Below are 15,921 nucleotides of genomic sequence, written 5' to 3'. Positions count from 1 at the left end.
GCATGGCCACCGCACTCGCCCCCGCCGAGACGGCCGACGCCGTGGAGTCCGGCGCCACCGGCATCCAGTCGTTCCTCGTCACCTTCATCATCCGCCGGTTCGACCCCGAGAAGGACACCGAGCCGCGCTGGGTCGACTACGACGTGGAGCTGTACTCCACCGACCGTGTGCTGGACGCCCTCCACAAGATCAAGTGGGAGGTCGACGGCTCGCTGAGCTTCCGCCGCTCGTGCGCGCACGGCATCTGCGGCTCCGACGCCATGCGCATCAACGGTCGCAACCGCCTGGCCTGCAAGACGCTCATCAAAGACCTCGACATCTCCAAGCCCATCTACGTGGAGGCCATCAAGGGCCTGCCGCTGGAGAAGGACCTGATCGTCGACATGGAGCCGTTCTTCGCGTCGTACCGCGAGGTGCAGCCGTTCCTCATCGCCACCTCCAAGCCGGAGCCCGGCAAGGAGCGCATCCAGACCATCGCCAACCGCGAGATCTTCGACGACACCACCAAGTGCATCCTCTGCGCCGCGTGCACCTCGTCGTGCCCGGTGTTCTGGACCGACGGGCAGTACTTCGGGCCCGCCGCGATCGTCAACGCGCACCGGTTCATCTTCGACTCGCGCGACGACGCCGGCGACGCACGCCTGGACATCCTCAACGACAAGGAAGGCGTGTGGCGCTGCCGCACGACCTTCAACTGCACCGAGGCGTGCCCCCGCGGCATCGAGGTCACCAAGGCCATCGCCGAGGTGAAGCAGGCGATCCTGCGCAAGTAGCCGGATCCCCCTCGGTACGCTGGGGCGCGTGAGCGACCCCGGCCGGGAGGGCGCGCCCGACGACGGGCGGGACGATTCGTGGCGCGCCCGCTGGGACGATTCGGTGCTGCGCGAACGCCTGGACGAGCCGATCGAGCGCGCCACGGCGCTGCGCCGGCGCACGCTGGCGTGGTTCCCGGTGCGGGTGTGGCGGCACTTCCTGCGCCACAACGGGTTCCTCCTCGCTGCCAGCATCAGCTACCAGTCGCTGTTCGCGATGTTCGCGGTGCTGTACTTCGCCTTCGCGATCGTCGGAGTCTGGCTCGGCGGCAGCAGGGATGCCATCGACGCTCTCATCGCGCTGGTGAACCTCTACATCCCCGACCTCATCTCCGCCGGCGGTCTGGTGACGCGGGAGGAGGTCACCGAGGTGGCCCGTTCCAGCACGGGCGCGCTCGCGATCACCGGTTCCGTGGCGTTCGTGGTGGCGATCTGGACCGCCATCGGCTTCGTCACCTACACCCGCCGTGCCGTGCGCGACATCTTCGGGCTGCCGTTCGACCCCCGCAGCTATCTGGTGCTGAAGGCGCGCGACTTCGTCGCCGGGGCGATGTTCGGCATCGCGCTCGTGCTCGGTGCGGGGCTCGGGGCGATGGCCTCGGGCGCGGTCAATCTGCTGTTCGACCTGTTCGGGTGGCAGGATGCCGCGGCCTGGGTGTCGGTGGCCAGCCGGGTGGGGTCGGTCGTGGTGGCCTTCGGGATCAACTCCACCGCGCTGGCGCTGCTGTTCCGGTTTCTCGCCGGGGCCTCGGTGCCGTGGCCGACCATCTGGCCCGGCGCGGTGCTGGGCGGAGCGGCGATCGGGGTGCTGCAGCTGGGTGCCGGCCTGCTGCTGGTCTACACGCCGGCCAACCCGCTGCTGGCGACGTTCTCGGTCTTCATCGCGTTCCTGGTGTGGTTCCGTCTGATCGCGATCGTGATCCTCGTCGCCGCTTCGTGGACCGCCGTCGTGGCACGGGACCGCGACATCCCCCTCGCCCCGGTCAGCGATGCGCAGCGCCGCGCCGTCGAAGCGCGCGCGCTCGTGATCGCCGCGGAGGTGCACCTGCGCGAGGCACGCGAACGGCGCCGGCGCGCGCCCTGGTACCGAGCCCGCCGAGCCGCTCGCGACGTGCGCGCGGCGAAGCAGGAGCTGGCCCGCGCGCAGGCGGCGCTGCCACGGGCCGACACCCGCGTCCCCGGCGGGCTGCTGGACTGAGGCGGCGTTCCGCTGGTTCGCTGCGACGTCGGGTGTCAGCCCCGCTGGTTAGGCTTTTCGTCGTGCCACGAACACTCCGCATCGCCTCCGTCAACGTCAATGGCATCCGCGCCGCCGTCCGCAAGGGCATGACGCCCTGGCTCGAATCAGCCGAGGTCGACATCCTGACCCTGCAGGAGGTGCGGGCCGAGGCATCCGACCTCGCCGCCGCCTTGCCCGGTTGGCACGTCGTCAACGACGAGGCGCTGGCGAAGGGCCGCGCCGGCGTCGCCATCGCCGCCCGCGAGCCGCTGGAGGTGTGGCGCACCGACCTCGGCGCGGACGAGACCCTCGATGCCAAGGGCCGCTGGGTCGAGGCGGACATCGACGTCGACGGCGAGCCGGTCACGATCGTCAGTGCCTACGTCTTCACCGGCCAGGCCGACACCGACAAGCAGGTGGCCAAGTACGCCTTCCTCGATGCGATGGAGGCGCGGATGCCGCGCCTCGCGGCCGACGGCGCGCTGGCGGTCATCACCGGCGATCTGAACGTGGGACACCGGGAGCTCGACATCCGCAACTGGAAGGGCAACGTCAAGAAGGCCGGGTTCCTCCCCCGCGAGCGGGCCTACTTCGACCGGTTCACCGGCGCCGCCGGGGCAGAGGTCCGCGGCGTCGACGGATCCACCGGCACCGGGCTCGGCTGGGTCGACGTGGGCCGCGCGTTCCACGGCGACGTCGACGGCCCGTACACGTGGTGGTCCAACCGCGGCAAGGCGTTCGACACCGACACCGGCTGGCGCATCGACTACCACCTGGCCTCCCCCGCGCTGGCGGAACGGGTGACGGATTACCGCGTCGTGCGGGCGCCCTCGTGGGACACCCGCTGGAGCGATCACGCGCCCGTCATCGCGGACTACACGGTGGGAGTGTGATGCGGGCGCGGCGAGGGGCGTGGCATCCGCTCCATAGACTGGAGGGGTGACCAAGCCCCGTCTCTACTCCGGAATGCAGCCCTCGGCCGATTCGCTCCAGATCGGCAACTACATCGGGGCGCTCCTGCAGTGGCGTGACCTGCAGGAGGCGTACGAGGCGTACTTCTCGGTGGTGGACCTGCACGCGCTCACCCAGCCCAACGATCCCGCCGAGCTCCGCGAGAAGACCCGTCGCACCGCGGCGCAGTACATCGCCGCCGGCATCGAGCCGTCGCGGTCGACCCTCTATGTCCAGTCGCACGTGCGCGCACACGCCGAGCTGGCGTGGATCCTCTCGACGATCACCGGATTCGGCGAGGCCGGGCGCATGACGCAGTTCAAGGACAAGTCGCAGCGGTACGGCGCCGACAGCACCTCGGTGGGCCTGTTCACCTACCCGATCCTGATGGCCGCCGACATCCTGCTGTACCAGACCGACATCGTGCCCGTCGGCGACGACCAGAAGCAGCACGTCGAGCTCACGCGCGACCTCGCCGAGCGGTTCAACTCCCGCTACGGCGAGACGTTCACGGTGCCGATGCCGGTGATCCAGAAGGAGACGGCACGCATCTACGACCTGCAGAACCCGCTGGCGAAGATGTCGAAGTCGGCCGAATCGGATGCCGGCGTGCTGTGGCTGCTGGACGACCCCAAGGTGTCGGCGAAGAAGATCATGCGCGCCGTCACCGACAGTGAGGGCGTGGTGCGGTACGACCGCGAGAACAAGCCCGGGGTGTCGAACCTCCTGGTGATCTACGCCGCCCTCACCGGCCGGCAGATCCCGTCGATCGAGGACGAGTACGCAGGCCGTGGCTACGGCGACTTCAAGAAGGGGCTCGCCGAGGTCGTCGTGAACGAGTTCGGCCCGGTGCGCGAGCGCGCGCTCGAACTGCTTTCGGACCCGGCGGAGCTCGACCGCGTGCTCGCGGCGAACGCCGCCCGTGCCGACGAGGTCGCCGACGCGACGCTGTCGGCCGTGTACGACCGGGTGGGCCTGCTCCGCCGCGCCTGACGCCGGCTGGCCGGCGGCATCGACGGCCGGCGTGCAAGCCGCGCAGCGTGCACAACGTCGGCAATCCAGCCGCGGCCACCCCTCAGGAGCGCGACCGCCGCTCTCGCCGCTGGATCCGGCGACGTTGTGCACGCGCAGCGCGCCTGCCCGGCGCCGTCAGCGGGAGCTCGCCGCCCGACGCCGACGACCGGTGGCGACCTGGTGCGCGCCGAGCAGCGCCGTCCGGTGGGCTACGACGTCGCGGATGGCACTGATCACCTCATCGGGTCGGTGCAGGATGTCCTCGGCGATCGGGCGCAGTGTGACGTACCCCTGCCGCGCGGCCTGCAGATCCCTCCGGCGGTCTCGGCGGCTCTCCTTCCAGCCGCCGTGGAACTGCTCGCTGTCGCATTCGATGATCAGCCAGCCATCGACCACCAGGTCCACCCGGCCCACGCCGCGGATCTGCACCTGGACGTCGACCTGCCACCCGTGCGCCCGCAGCAGCAGCCGCATGAGCGTCTCGATACCCGACTCCGCACGGGGGTCGAGGAGCGGACGCAGCACCAGGAATCGCTGCGGCAGCATCCGGAACACCTCGGCGATGCCGGCTTCGTCCACCAGCCCCCGGTACCACGCGCTGTCCAGGGTGGCGATCGCCGCGCGCGGTGGCTGGCACCGGCACGCCTGCGCGAGCGCTTCGATCAGCGGCGCCGCGAGCGCGTCACTCGCAGCGGCCGTGGACCTCCAGTGCCGGATGACGCGATCGGTCCGAGGCGGAACCCGCGTGGACCCGCGATCCATCTGCACGTGCAGCACGTGGTTCACCGCGACGAACACCTTCAGTGCCGACAGCAGTGACAGGCAGTCCACGCGTCCGCCGTGGCGGGCGGCGGCGAGGAACTCGGGCGGAGCACTGCCGTCGACGTAGGTGCCGCGGCGCACGCGGACGAGCGATCCGCTGGCCACGGCGACGCTGATGCGGCGCCGACTGGCACCGTGCCGGCGCAACGCCGCGTAGCTGATCGTGGCCGGGACACGGGGGAGCTCGGACGGTGCCGGTGCGTCGGGGGCGATGGCGACTCGGGTGGCGTGCACCGTCCCGATGATGCTCCAGCGCGGTCGGGCGCCGGCGGGCCGACGACGGTTTCGGGGATAGCCGGGGGCAGCTGGCGGCTGTGGAGGAGCCGGCGCTTCTCGGCTGCGCGTCTCGCTGTGCACAACGTCGCCACATCGAGGCGGATAGCCCGCCGCGGGGGCGCGCGGTGGCGGCCCGGCCCGGATCGCCGACGTTGTGCACGGGCGGGCGGCGCCGGCGGGTGCGGGGCGCACCCCGGCCGGCGGCATTGCGCCCGTCGGCGCGCGGTTAGGCTCGAATGATGCAACCGGTGACCCTCCGCACGTCCCGCCTCGAGCTGTCGCTCCCGACCGAGACGGATGCCGACGCCGTCACTGCGGCCGCGCAGGACCCCGAAGTGGCGCGCTGGACGACGCTGCCCTCCCCCTATTACCGCAGCCACGCCATCGACTTCATCGCCAAGGCCGCCGAGTGGTGGGACGCCGAGACCGAGCTGACCTGGGCCGTCCGCCTCGACGGCGCGTGGATCGGCATGCTGGGCCTGCAGCACCTGCACGTGGGAGGCGACGCCGAGATCGGGTTCTGGATGGCGGCGTCCGCGCGCGGCCAGGGCTACCTCGGCGAGGCGGCGCGCGCCGTCATCGACTTCGCGTTCGACCCCGACGGGCTGGGTCTCCAGCGCATCGAGTGGCAGGCGATCGTCGGCAACATCCCCTCCGCCCGCACAGCGCGCTCGCTGGGATTCCGCTACGAGGGCCTGATGCGCCAGAAGCTCGTCGACCCCCGCGGCCGTCACGACGGCTGGGTCGCCGGGCTCCTCCCCACCGACGATCGCTCGCCCGTGGACTGGCCCATCCTCGCCGTCTGACCTGCACCACGGGGGCCCGGGGGCGCCGACGCAAGCCCCGCCCGCGCTCCGCGTGTCCGTGCCAGGATGCCTGGTATGCCCGAGATGCCAGAAGTGCAGGGGCTCGTCGACTTCCTCGGCGAGCGCGCACGCGGCCTGCGCGTGTCCCGCGCGACGGTCGCGAACATCGCCGCACTGAAGACGTACGACCCTCCGGTCGACGCGCTGACCGAGGCGGAGATCACCGCCGCCGAGCGCCATGGGAAGTTCGTCGACCTCGCCGCGCGCACCCCGACCGGCGACACGCTGCACCTCGTGTTCCACCTCGCCAAGGCGGGGTGGCTGCGCTGGTACGACCGGCTCCCGGCGACCGTCATCAAGCCGGGTCGCACCCCGATCGCCCTGCGCATCGCCTTCGACGACGGAGCGGGCTTCGACCTCACCGAGGCCGGCACCAAGAAGTCCCTCGCCGTCTACGTCGTCCGGGCTCCCGCCGACGTTCCCGGCATCGCGCGCCTCGGCCCCGATCCGCTCGACCCGGGCTTCGACCGCGACACGCTCGCGGGACTGCTCGCCGGCCGGCGCACGCAGATCAAGGGGGTGCTGCGCGACCAGTCCGTCATCGCCGGGGTCGGGAACGCCTACTCCGACGAGATCCTCCACGCCGCGCGCATGTCTCCGTACGCCCTCGCGGCGGGTCTCGACGACGCCGAGATCGACCGGCTCTATGCGGCCCTCCGGGAGACCATCACGGATGCCGTCGCCGCGGCATCCGGAAAGCCCCCCGCCGATCTGAAGGATGCCAAGCGCCGCGGCATGCAGGTGCACGGCCGGCGCGGTGAGACCTGCCCGGTCTGCGGCGACGAGGTGCGCTCGGTGTTCTTCGCCGACAATTCGCTGGAGTACTGCCCGACCTGCCAGACCGGCGGCAAGATCCTGGCCGACCGCCGGTTGTCCCGGCTGCTGAAGTAGCGAGCCTCGCCCCGAGCTGCGGAGACCCACGTATGAGCGACACAGCCGTCCCCCTCGCCCCCGGCATCCGCCACGAGGCGGGACCCGATGCCGGTCGCCCCATGTCCCCCTCCCACACTCGGTGGCGGCCGCTCGGGTTGGCCGAGGTGCGCATCGACGGCGGCTTCTGGGGCGAGCGTCAAGAGCGCAACGCCAGCGACATGATCGCGCATGTCGAGCGCTGGATCGAGAAGATGGGGTGGGCGGGCAACTTCGACGCCGCCGTCCAGGGGCGTCTGCCGGCGGACCGCCGAGGTCGTGAGTTCTCGGACTCGGAGATCTACAAGCTGCTCGAGGCGATGAGCTGGGAGGTCGGGCGCACCGGCGACGCCGACCTCGACGCGCGCCTGCGCCGTCTGGCGGCACGTGTGGCCGCGGCGCAGGAGGACGACGGGTACCTCAACACGATGTTCGGCCGTCCCGGCCATGCCGCCCGCTACAGCGATCTGCAGTGGGGGCACGAGCTGTACTGCTTCGGCCATCTCATCCAGGCCGGCGTCGCCCGGGCACGCACCCACGGCGACGACGAGCTCGTCCGCGTCGCGATCCGCGCAGCCGACCACGTGTGCCGCGAGTTCGGCCCCGATGGCAATCAGGGCGTGTGCGGCCACCCCGAGATCGAGGTCGCCCTCGTCGAGCTCTTCCGCGTAACGGGGCAGCGGCGCTACCTCGACCAGGCACGCTTGTTCATCGACCGTCGCGGCCGGGGCGTGCTCGGCGAGATCGGGCTCGGCTCCGCGTATTTCCAGGACGACGTGCCGGTGCGGGAGGCGACGGTGTTCGACGGCCACGCGGTGAGGGCGCTGTACCTCGCCGCGGGCGCGGCCGACGTCGCCGATGAGACCGGCGAGCAGGCGCTCCTGGATGCCGTCGTCCAGCAGACCACCGCGACCCTCGCCCGCCGCACCTATCTCACCGGCGGGATGGGTGCGCACCACGAGGGCGAGTCCTTCGGGCTGGACTTCGAGCTGCCGCCGGACCGCGCCTACTCCGAGACGTGCGCCGGGGTGGCATCCGTCATGCTCAACCACCGTCTGCTGCTCGCCACCGCCGACGCCCGCCACGCCGACGCGGTGGAGCGCGCCCTCTTCAACGTCGTGGCGGCATCCCCCGCAGCCAACGGGCGCGCGTTCTTCTATACCAACCCGCTGCAGCAGCGCGTGCCGGGCCGTGAGGTCGACCCCGACGAGGCGAGCCCTCGCGCCGCGTCGAGCCTGCGCGCCCCCTGGTTCGAGGTGTCATGCTGCCCGACCAACCTGACCCGCACGTTCGCGTCGCTCGGGGCCTATCTGGCCTCGGTCGATGACACCGGCCTGCAACTGCATCAGTTCGCCCCCGCCACGATCCGCACCGAGCTGGCCGGCGGCCCGCTCGAGCTCGAGGTGCGGACCGCCTATCCCGCGGACGGGCGCCTCGAGATCTCCGCGACCGGGGCTGCCGGGGATTGGACGCTCTCGGTGCGGGTGCCGGGCTGGGTGCCGGACGGTCTCGTGCGCGTCGACGGGGTCGAGCGACGAGCCGAAGACGGTTACCTCGTGGTCAGCGGACCGCGAGCCGGCGACACGGTCGTCGTGGAACTGCCGATGCGCGCGCGCTGGACCTGGGCCGACCCCCGCGTGGACGCGGTGCGCGGACAGGTCGCCGTCGAGCGCGGACCCGTCGTGTATGCGCTCGAGTCGGTGGACCTCGGCGCCGACGTGGCCGATGCCCGCGTGAGCACGCAGGCGGCGCCCCTCGACGACGACGGCCGTGTAGTGGTGCGGCTGCGCACGGCAGCGACCGCCGACGCACCGTGGCCGTATGCGGGAGCGCCGCCGGCCGGCGAGACCGACACCGACACCGCGCGGGACGTCGCACTCGTCCCCTACCACGCGTGGGCCGAGCGCGGACCGTCGACGATGCGCGTGTGGATGCCCGTGGACACCGAGCGATAGGGACCGCCGGGGCTACTGGTCGGTGCCCATGAGGATGCGGGCGTCCTCGTCGACCCAGTCGAAGGACTTCGTCACGGCCTTGCGCCACAGCCGGTGCCGACGCTCCCGCTCGTCCTCGCCCATGCGGGGCTCGAAGCGGGCCTCCTCCTGCCAGTACGCGCGCAGCTCGTCCTGGTCCGACCAGACCCCGGTGGCGAGCCCGGCGGCGTACGCGGCGCCGAGCGCAGTCGTCTCGATCACGCGCGGCCGCACCACCGGGATGCCCAGGATGTCGGCCTGGAACTGCATGAGGAGATCGTTGCGGGTCATGCCACCGTCCACCCGCAGCTCCTCGAGGGTCACGCCGGTGTCGGCGGCGACCGCCTCCACGATGTCGCGCGTCTGGAACGCGGTCGATTCCAGGGCGGCGCGGGCGATGTGCCCGCGGTTGACGTAGCGCGTCATGCCCACCAGCGCCCCGCGTGCTTCGGGCCGCCAGAACGGTGCGAACAGGCCGGAGAAGGCCGGCACGAAGTATGCGCCGCCGTTGTTCTCCACGGTCGCTGCGAGGGTCTCGACCTCTTCGGAGCGCTGGATGATCCCAAGATTGTCGCGCAGCCACTGCACGAGCGATCCGGTGACGGCGATCGACCCTTCCAGGGCGTAGCGGGCGGCCTCGCCCTCGCGGCGATAGGCGACGGTCGTGATGAGGCCGTGCTGCGAGCGCACGAGCTCGTCGCCGGTGTTGACGAGGAGGAAGTTGCCGGTGCCGTAGGTGTTCTTCGACTGCCCCGCGTCGAACGCCGCCTGCCCGAAGGTCGCCGCCTGCTGGTCGCCCAGGATGCCGGCGATGCGGATGCCGCGCGCGACGCCCGGCACCGTGACCTCGCCGACCACTTCGGACGACGAGCGGATCTCCGGCAGCACCGCCCGCGGGATCCCCCACACCTCGAGCAGCTCGTCCGACCAGTCCAGGGTCCGCAGGTCCATCAGGAGGGTGCGGCTGGCATTGGTGACGTCGGTGACGTGGATGCCGCCGCGGCTGCCGCCGGTGAGGTTCCAGATCACCCAGCTGTCGAGGGTGCCGAAGAGCACGTCGCCGGCTTCCGCCGCCGCGCGCACGCCCGGGACGTTGTCGAGGATCCAGGCGATCTTGGATGCCGAGAAGTACGTTGCCAGCGGCAGCCCGGTCTGCTCCGCGAACCGCTGGCTGCCGGCGTCGGACTCGGCGGCCAGCTGATCGATGCGCCGCTGCGTGCGGGTGTCCTGCCAGACGAGGGCGTTGTGCACCGGACGGCCGGTGCGCCGGTCCCACAGCATCGCGGTCTCGCGCTGGTTGGTGATGCCGATGGCGGCGACGTCGCCCGCGCCCACGCCGGCGCGCGACATCGCCGACGAGAGCACCCACTCGGTGTTCGTCCAGATCTCGACCGGATCGTGCTCGACCCAGCCGGCGCGCGGAAAGATCTGCGCGTGCTCGCGCTGCGCGGTGGTGACGATGGTGCCCTCGGCGTCGAAGACGATGGCGCGCGTGGACGTCGTGCCCTGGTCGATCGCGATCACGTGGTCGGTCATCGGGCGTCCTGACTGTCGGTGAGCGGTTCCGGCAGCGCCGGGGCGGGTGCGTCGGACACCGCTGCGGGATCGGCGGCGCGCACGGCCAGCATCGCCCGGTCGACCTCCTGGCCGACACGCGAGCGGTTCCACCCGAGCACCGGGGCGATGACGCCCGCGACCTCGCGCGCGGCCTCGGCGGTGACCCCGCCGGTGAAGGCCAGGCCCGTGCGGCGCATGAGCATGTCGTCGAGGTGGCGCACGTGCTCGGTCGCCGCGAGGTGACGGAGCTCGCCGGAGCTGTAGCCGGCCGCGTTCGCGAGGGGGCGGTCGTCGGGATCGGCAATGATGGCGGCGATGACGTCGGCGGCGATCGTGCCGTAGCGGCTGAGCAGCTGGTCGACCCGGTCCACCGGCAGGTCGCCGGCGTGGGCCTTGACCCATTGCGCGCGGGCGCGCTGCGTGGTGGGGAAGCCCCGCCCGCCCCCGATCGCCACCCCCTTCGTCGAGCGCCGGCGAGGTGCGGCGAGGTGGCCGAGCACGGTGTCGGCGAGGCGCTCCGCAGACGCCCGGAACGTGGTCCACTTTCCGCCCACGAGGGTCAGCACGACCGCGGGGAGCCCCGCCACCCGTGTCTCGTCGATGCGGTAGTCCCGCGAGACGAACCCGGGGGCGACATCGTCATGGCGCGGGAGCGGCCGCACGCCGGAGAAGCGGTACACGATCTGGTCGCGCTCGACCCGGATGCCGGGAAGCACCTGACCGACCAGGTCGATGAAGTAATCGACCTCGGCCTCGGTGCACACCGCCGGCTGCCGCATGTCGTGCTCGAGATCGGTGGTGCCGATGAGCACGCGGCCGCGCAACGGATAGATCAGCACGATCCGGCCGTCCTCGTTCTCGAAGAACAGCTCCCGCCCGCCGGTGGCCGCCAGCAGCTCGGGGCTGTCCACGACGATGTGCGACCCTTTCGTGCCCCCCATGCGCCGCACCGGGTCGCCGAGTCCCGCGTTGGTGAGGTCCGCCCAGGGTCCGGTGGCGTTGACGACGACGGACGCTGCGAACACGGTCTCCTCGCCGCTCATGGCGTCACGCAGCAGGATGCCGTTTTCTCCCACTCCGACCGCCGCGGTGTAGTTGGCCGCCCGAGCACGGCCGCCCCCGGCCGCGAGCGCGTCGCGCAGCACGTCGATCGCGAGCCGCTCCGGGTCGTGCACCGAGGCATCCCAGTAGGTCGCGGTGTACTTCACGGCCGGATTCAGGTCGGGGAGCTCCTGCAGGGAGCGCTTGCGCCCACGGAAGGCGTGCCGCGGCACCTGCCCGCCGCCGCGCGAGAACGAGTCGTAGATGACCAGGCCGATCTTGATCAGGGCCGCCCCGCGCTCGCGCTTGGCCCCCGAGCCATGGCGGAGGAACCGCAGGGGCGCCGCGAGCAGACCCGAGAACGTCGAGAAGATCGGGATGGTGGTCTGCAGCGGGCGCACATAGTGCGGCGCGGTCCGCAGCAGGGCGTTGCGCTCGGTGACCGCCTCGTGCACGAGCCGGAACTCGCCGTTCTCGAGGTAGCGCACCCCGCCGTGGATCATGTGCGACGACGCCGCGGAGGCGCCGCTGACATAGTCCGCCCGCTCCACGAGGGCCACGTCCACGCCCTGCATCGCCAGGTCGCGGAAGGTTGCGAGGCCGTTGATGCCTCCCCCGAGGATGAGCACGTCCGCGTGTGGTCGCGCGGCCAGGCCGGCGAATACGTTGCTGTCGTCGACCGTCATCCGTGCGTCTCTCCTTCGTGTGCGCGCCTCCCACCCTCGCACGTTTCGGCGGGTCGAGCGGTCGCCACGGGCGCCCTGACGGGGAATGAACAGGGTGGCGCCGCGTTGACTAGACTCGGAGCAGAAACGTGCTCCGGGGTCGGTGGGAATCCGAACCGGCGGTGACAGTCCGCGAACCCGCGCCTGACGGCAAGGGTTGACCCGGTGGGATTCCGGGACCGACGGTGATGCGACAGATGTCGCTAGTCCGGATGGGAGGAAGCACGAACGACGCCCCGTGCGTCGTCGGCGGCCCGTCCGTTGCCCCGGAGTCTTGACCGGAGGACCACGGATGGAAGCGACGGAGCGAGAACGCGAGGCGATGCGCCGCGCGATGTCTCTCGCCCTGCACGGACCGCGCGGGGTCAATCCGCAGGTGGGTGCCGTGCTGCTCTCCCCCGACGGCACGGTGCTGGCCGAAGGCTGGCACCGCGGCGCCGGCACGGCCCACGCCGAAGTCGACGCCCTCGGCAGGCTCGGCCCCGATGCGGCGCGGGGCGCCACCGCGGTGGTCACGCTGGAACCCTGCAACCACACCGGACGGACCGGTCCGTGCTCCGAGGCGCTCATCGCGGCCGGCGTCGCCCGGGTCGTCTACGCCGTCGACGATCCCGGCCGGGCATCGTCCGGCGGCGCGGCGCGGCTGCGCGCGGCGGGCGTCGACGTCACCGGAGGAGTGCTGGCCGACGAGGGCCGCGCGCTGCTGGACTCGTGGCTCACCGTGCAGCGACTGGGCCGCCCCCACGTGACCGTCAAGTGGGCGCAGTCCCTGGACGGGCGTGCCGCGGCGGCCGACGGCACCAGTCAGTGGATCACCGGGCCCGCCGCCCGGGAGGACGTGCACCGCCGGCGTGCCGCCGCCGACGCGATCGTCGTCGGCACCGGGACCGTGCTCGCAGACGACCCGGCGCTGACCGCACGACGCCCGGATGGCGCACTGCACGACGCGCAGCCCATGCCGGTGGTCGTGGGGCGTCGCCCGATTCCCGGCGACGCGCGCGTGCACCGGCATCCTCGTCCCCTCATGCTGCACGAAGGCGCCGAGCTCTTCGGCGAGGACGACCACGCGGCGACGTCTCTGCTGGCGCAGCTGCGCGACCGGGGCGTGCAGCGGGTGTTCGTCGAGGGCGGCCCGACCCTCGCCAGCGCCTTCCTGCGTGCGGGGCTCGCCGATGAGGTGCTCGCATACGTCGCCCCCACCCTTCTGGGCGGACCGATCACGGCGATCGGCGATGCCGGAGTGACCACCATCGACGAGCAGCTGCGCCTGGACGTGGCCGCCGTCGAACGACTCGGCGACGATCTGCTGATCGTCGCGACCCCCCGGCGGGCCGGGGAACAGCAACAGGAAGGAACGCGCTGATGTTCACCGGAATCGTGGAGGAACTGGGCGAGATCACGGCCGTCGCACCCTCGGGCGATGGCGTGCGCCTGACGGTGCGCGCACCGCTGGCGGTGTCGGATGCCGGGCATGGCGACTCGATCTCCATCAGCGGAGTGTGCCTCACCGTCGTCGACCAGCAGGGCGACGCATTCACCGCCGACGTCATGAAGCAGACCCTCGACATGTCGACCCTCGGCGAGGTGGCCGCCGGCAGGAGCGTGAACGTCGAGCGTGCCATGGCCGCGCACGGCCGCCTGGGCGGGCACATCGTGCAGGGGCACATCGACGGCACCGGGGAGGTGCTCGAGGTGCGTCCGGGCGACCAGTGGCGGGTGCTGCGCATCTCGCTCGACCCCGCGCACGCCCCGCTCGTGGTCGACAAGGGCTCCATCGCCGTAGACGGCGTGTCGCTCACCGTCAGCGCGGTCAGCCCTGCCGGTGCCGAGCCCGCGTGGTTCGAGGTATCACTCATCCCCGAGACGCTCACCGCCACGACGCTCGGCGCCCTCACCCCGGGTCACCGCGTCAACCTCGAGACCGACATCCTCGCGCGCCACGTGCAGCGCCTGCTCGCATTCCCCCCGACCGCCCCCGCGGTCCCGAACGAAGGAGGCTCCCGATGAGCCTTTCCACCATTCCCGAGGCCCTCGCGGCCCTGCGCGCCGGGCGCCCGGTCATCGTCGCCGACGACGAGAACCGCGAGAACGAGGGCGACGTCGTCCTGTCGGCCCAGCTGGCGACACCCGAATGGATCGCCTGGACCGTGCGCCACTCCAGCGGATTCATCTGCGCACCCATGCCCGCAGAGTGGGCCGACCGGCTGGATCTCCCACCGATGGTCGAGGTCAACGAGGACGCCCGAGGCACCGCGTACACGGTCAGCGTGGATGCCGCCGATCGCGTCACCACCGGCATCAGCGCGGGCGACCGTTCGCACACCCTCAACGTGCTCGCCGATCCGGATGCCACGCCGGCGAGCGTGATCCGCCCCGGCCACATCCTGCCGCTGCGGGCGGTGGACGGCGGGGTGCGCGAGCGCGGCGGCCACACCGAGGCCTCGGTGGAGCTCATGCGCCTGGCCGGCCTCGAGCCGGTGGCCGCGATCTGCGAGCTCGTCGCCGAGGACGGGTCGATGATGCGCCTCCCCGGCCTGCTGGAGCTCGGCGAGCGCGACGGCCTGCACGTCATCACGATCGAGCAGCTCGTGGCCTACCTCGACGAGCACGAGCCTGTCGTCTCGCCCGCGAACGTGCCGCACCGGCGCCGGGTGAGCCTGCGCGCGGAGACCAAGCTCCCCACCTCGCACGGCGTCTTCCGGGTGCTGGCCTACAAGGACCGCGTGACCGGCACCGATCACCTGGCCATCGTCTCCGGCGACCTCACCGACGACGCTCCCCTGGTGCGCGTGCACTCCGAGTGCCTGACCGGTGAGGCCTTCGGGTCACTGAAGTGCGAGTGCGGGCCGCAGCTCGACGCCGCCCTCGACGCGATCGAGCAGGACGGCGGCGTCGTGATCTACATGCGTGGCCACGAGGGCCGAGGCATCGGGCTGATCAACAAGCTGCGCGCCTACAGCCTGCAGGAGAACGGCCTGGACACGGTCGACGCGAACCTCGCCCTCGGTCTTCCCGCCGATGCGCGCGATTACGCCGCCGCCGCCGGCATCCTCTCCGACCTCGGCGTCGACAAGGTGCGGCTCCTGACGAACAACGTCGACAAGGTCGACCAGCTGCGCGCCCTCGGCCTCGACGTCGCCGAGCAGGTTCCTCTCCTCGTGGGCGTCGGCCCCAACAACCACCAGTACCTGGCGACGAAGGCCGACCGCATGGGCCACATCATCGCGAGCGACGACCTCGACAGCGCCCTGGCGCAGAGCAAGGAGGCCCGCGCATGAGCGGCACCGGATCCCCCCAGCAGCACGCCCCGGTCGATGGCACGGGCCTGCGGGTCGTCGTCGTCGCCGGCACCTGGCACGACGTCATCACCGACGGCCTGATCGCGGGAGCGCAGCGCGCTCTGGATGCGGCGCGGGCGACCTGGTCGCTGGTGCGGGTGCCCGGATCGTTCGAGCTGCCCCTCGTCTCGAAGGCGGCGCTCGAGTCCGGCGCCGACGCGGTCGTCGCACTCGGCGTCATCATCCGCGGCGGCACCCCGCACTTCGACTACGTCTCCTCCGCCGCCACCGACGGCCTCACGCGGGTGGCGCTGGACACCGGCAAGCCGGTCGGATTCGGCGTGCTCACGCTCGACGACGAGCAGCAGGGCCTGGACCGTGCGGGCCTGGAGGGCTCGAAGGAGGACAAGGGCGCCGAGGCGGCGGATGCCGCGATGCGCACCGCGATCGTGCTCCGCGACCTGCGGGGCTGATCGCG

At 71.9% G+C, this 15,921-nt stretch carries 14 protein-coding genes and 1 riboswitch; of the genes, 11 read left to right on the top strand and 3 right to left on the bottom strand.

Annotation, left to right across the window (positions count from 1 at the left end; all coding sequences use genetic code 11):
* The first annotated feature begins 2 nt into the window (after positions 1 to 2).
* From QNO14_RS03030 to trpS, 4 genes are all read left to right on the top strand, one after another.
* Positions 3 to 773 carry a succinate dehydrogenase iron-sulfur subunit gene (locus tag QNO14_RS03030; RefSeq protein ID WP_257494682.1) on the top strand — a complete coding sequence of 257 codons (771 nt, stop codon included), beginning with the start codon at positions 3 to 5 and terminating at the stop codon, positions 771 to 773.
* Positions 774 to 801: 28 nt separating this feature from the next.
* Positions 802 to 2,010, top strand: coding sequence for a YihY/virulence factor BrkB family protein (locus QNO14_RS03025; RefSeq protein WP_257506707.1), 1,209 nt, complete (start codon positions 802 to 804; stop codon positions 2,008 to 2,010).
* Between the two features lie 62 nt (positions 2,011 to 2,072).
* Complete coding sequence (locus QNO14_RS03020; RefSeq protein ID WP_257506706.1) at positions 2,073 to 2,924, top strand: exodeoxyribonuclease III; 852 nt, start codon at positions 2,073 to 2,075, stop codon at positions 2,922 to 2,924.
* Positions 2,925 to 2,970: 46 nt separating this feature from the next.
* Positions 2,971 to 3,975: a tryptophan--tRNA ligase gene (trpS, locus tag QNO14_RS03015; protein ID WP_257506705.1), complete on the top strand. Its 1,005-nt coding sequence runs from the start codon at positions 2,971 to 2,973 to the stop codon at positions 3,973 to 3,975.
* A 156-nt stretch (positions 3,976 to 4,131) separates the two neighbouring features.
* Here the strand turns inward: trpS and QNO14_RS03010 are convergent, their stop codons facing one another.
* Positions 4,132 to 5,052 (bottom strand): type IV toxin-antitoxin system AbiEi family antitoxin domain-containing protein, encoded by a 921-nt coding sequence (locus QNO14_RS03010; RefSeq protein WP_257506704.1) that lies wholly within the window; start codon positions 5,050 to 5,052, stop codon positions 4,132 to 4,134.
* Between the two features lie 281 nt (positions 5,053 to 5,333).
* Here QNO14_RS03010 and QNO14_RS03005 point away from each other — a divergent pair, with 281 nt between their 5' ends.
* The 3 genes from QNO14_RS03005 (at position 5,334) to QNO14_RS02995 (ending at position 8,824) form a co-directional block, all read left to right on the top strand.
* The gene (locus QNO14_RS03005; RefSeq protein ID WP_257494689.1) at positions 5,334 to 5,900 is read left to right on the top strand and encodes a GNAT family N-acetyltransferase; all 567 of its coding nucleotides are present in this window, start codon (positions 5,334 to 5,336) and stop codon (positions 5,898 to 5,900) included.
* A 75-nt stretch (positions 5,901 to 5,975) separates the two neighbouring features.
* Entirely contained in the window at positions 5,976 to 6,851 is an 876-nt protein-coding gene (locus QNO14_RS03000; RefSeq protein WP_257506703.1) for an Fpg/Nei family DNA glycosylase, read from the top strand.
* Positions 6,852 to 6,883: 32 nt separating this feature from the next.
* Positions 6,884 to 8,824, top strand: a complete 1,941-nt coding sequence (locus QNO14_RS02995) for a glycoside hydrolase family 127 protein (protein ID WP_257506702.1) — start codon at positions 6,884 to 6,886, stop codon at positions 8,822 to 8,824.
* A 12-nt stretch (positions 8,825 to 8,836) separates the two neighbouring features.
* On the opposite strand, the gene glpK is transcribed toward QNO14_RS02995, so the two are convergent.
* Together glpK and QNO14_RS02985 are read right to left on the bottom strand one after the other, a co-directional pair.
* Complete coding sequence (glpK, locus tag QNO14_RS02990; RefSeq protein ID WP_257506701.1) at positions 8,837 to 10,378, bottom strand: glycerol kinase GlpK; 1,542 nt, start codon at positions 10,376 to 10,378, stop codon at positions 8,837 to 8,839.
* The gene (locus QNO14_RS02985) at positions 10,375 to 12,126 is read right to left on the bottom strand and encodes a glycerol-3-phosphate dehydrogenase/oxidase (protein ID WP_257506700.1); all 1,752 of its coding nucleotides are present in this window, start codon (positions 12,124 to 12,126) and stop codon (positions 10,375 to 10,377) included. The genes glpK and QNO14_RS02985 overlap by 4 nt, the downstream gene beginning before the upstream one ends.
* A 125-nt stretch (positions 12,127 to 12,251) precedes the next feature.
* A riboswitch (FMN riboswitch) is annotated at positions 12,252 to 12,394 on the top strand.
* A gap of 63 nt (positions 12,395 to 12,457) precedes the next feature.
* Here QNO14_RS02985 and ribD point away from each other — a divergent pair.
* From ribD to ribH, 4 genes are read left to right on the top strand one after another with little or no spacing between them, the layout of a single operon-like run.
* Positions 12,458 to 13,528, top strand: a complete 1,071-nt coding sequence (gene ribD / locus QNO14_RS02980) for a bifunctional diaminohydroxyphosphoribosylaminopyrimidine deaminase/5-amino-6-(5-phosphoribosylamino)uracil reductase RibD (RefSeq protein WP_257494694.1) — start codon at positions 12,458 to 12,460, stop codon at positions 13,526 to 13,528.
* The gene (locus tag QNO14_RS02975; RefSeq protein ID WP_257494696.1) at positions 13,528 to 14,172 is read left to right on the top strand and encodes a riboflavin synthase; all 645 of its coding nucleotides are present in this window, start codon (positions 13,528 to 13,530) and stop codon (positions 14,170 to 14,172) included. Before ribD ends, QNO14_RS02975 begins: the two co-directional genes overlap by 1 nt.
* Positions 14,169 to 15,443 carry a GTP cyclohydrolase II gene (gene ribA / locus QNO14_RS02970; protein ID WP_257506699.1) on the top strand — a complete coding sequence of 425 codons (1,275 nt, stop codon included), beginning with the start codon at positions 14,169 to 14,171 and terminating at the stop codon, positions 15,441 to 15,443. Before QNO14_RS02975 ends, ribA begins: the two co-directional genes overlap by 4 nt.
* Positions 15,440 to 15,916 (top strand): 6,7-dimethyl-8-ribityllumazine synthase, encoded by a 477-nt coding sequence (gene ribH, locus QNO14_RS02965; protein WP_257506698.1) that lies wholly within the window; start codon positions 15,440 to 15,442, stop codon positions 15,914 to 15,916. The genes ribA and ribH overlap by 4 nt, the downstream gene beginning before the upstream one ends.
* The last annotated feature ends 5 nt before the right edge of the window (positions 15,917 to 15,921 follow it).

This window comes from Microbacterium sp. zg-Y625, assembly GCF_030246925.1.
Classification (GTDB): domain Bacteria; phylum Actinomycetota; class Actinomycetes; order Actinomycetales; family Microbacteriaceae; genus Microbacterium; species Microbacterium jiangjiandongii.
Note: the sequence above shows the minus strand (reverse complement) of the source record. Positions and strands in the feature narration are given on the sequence as shown.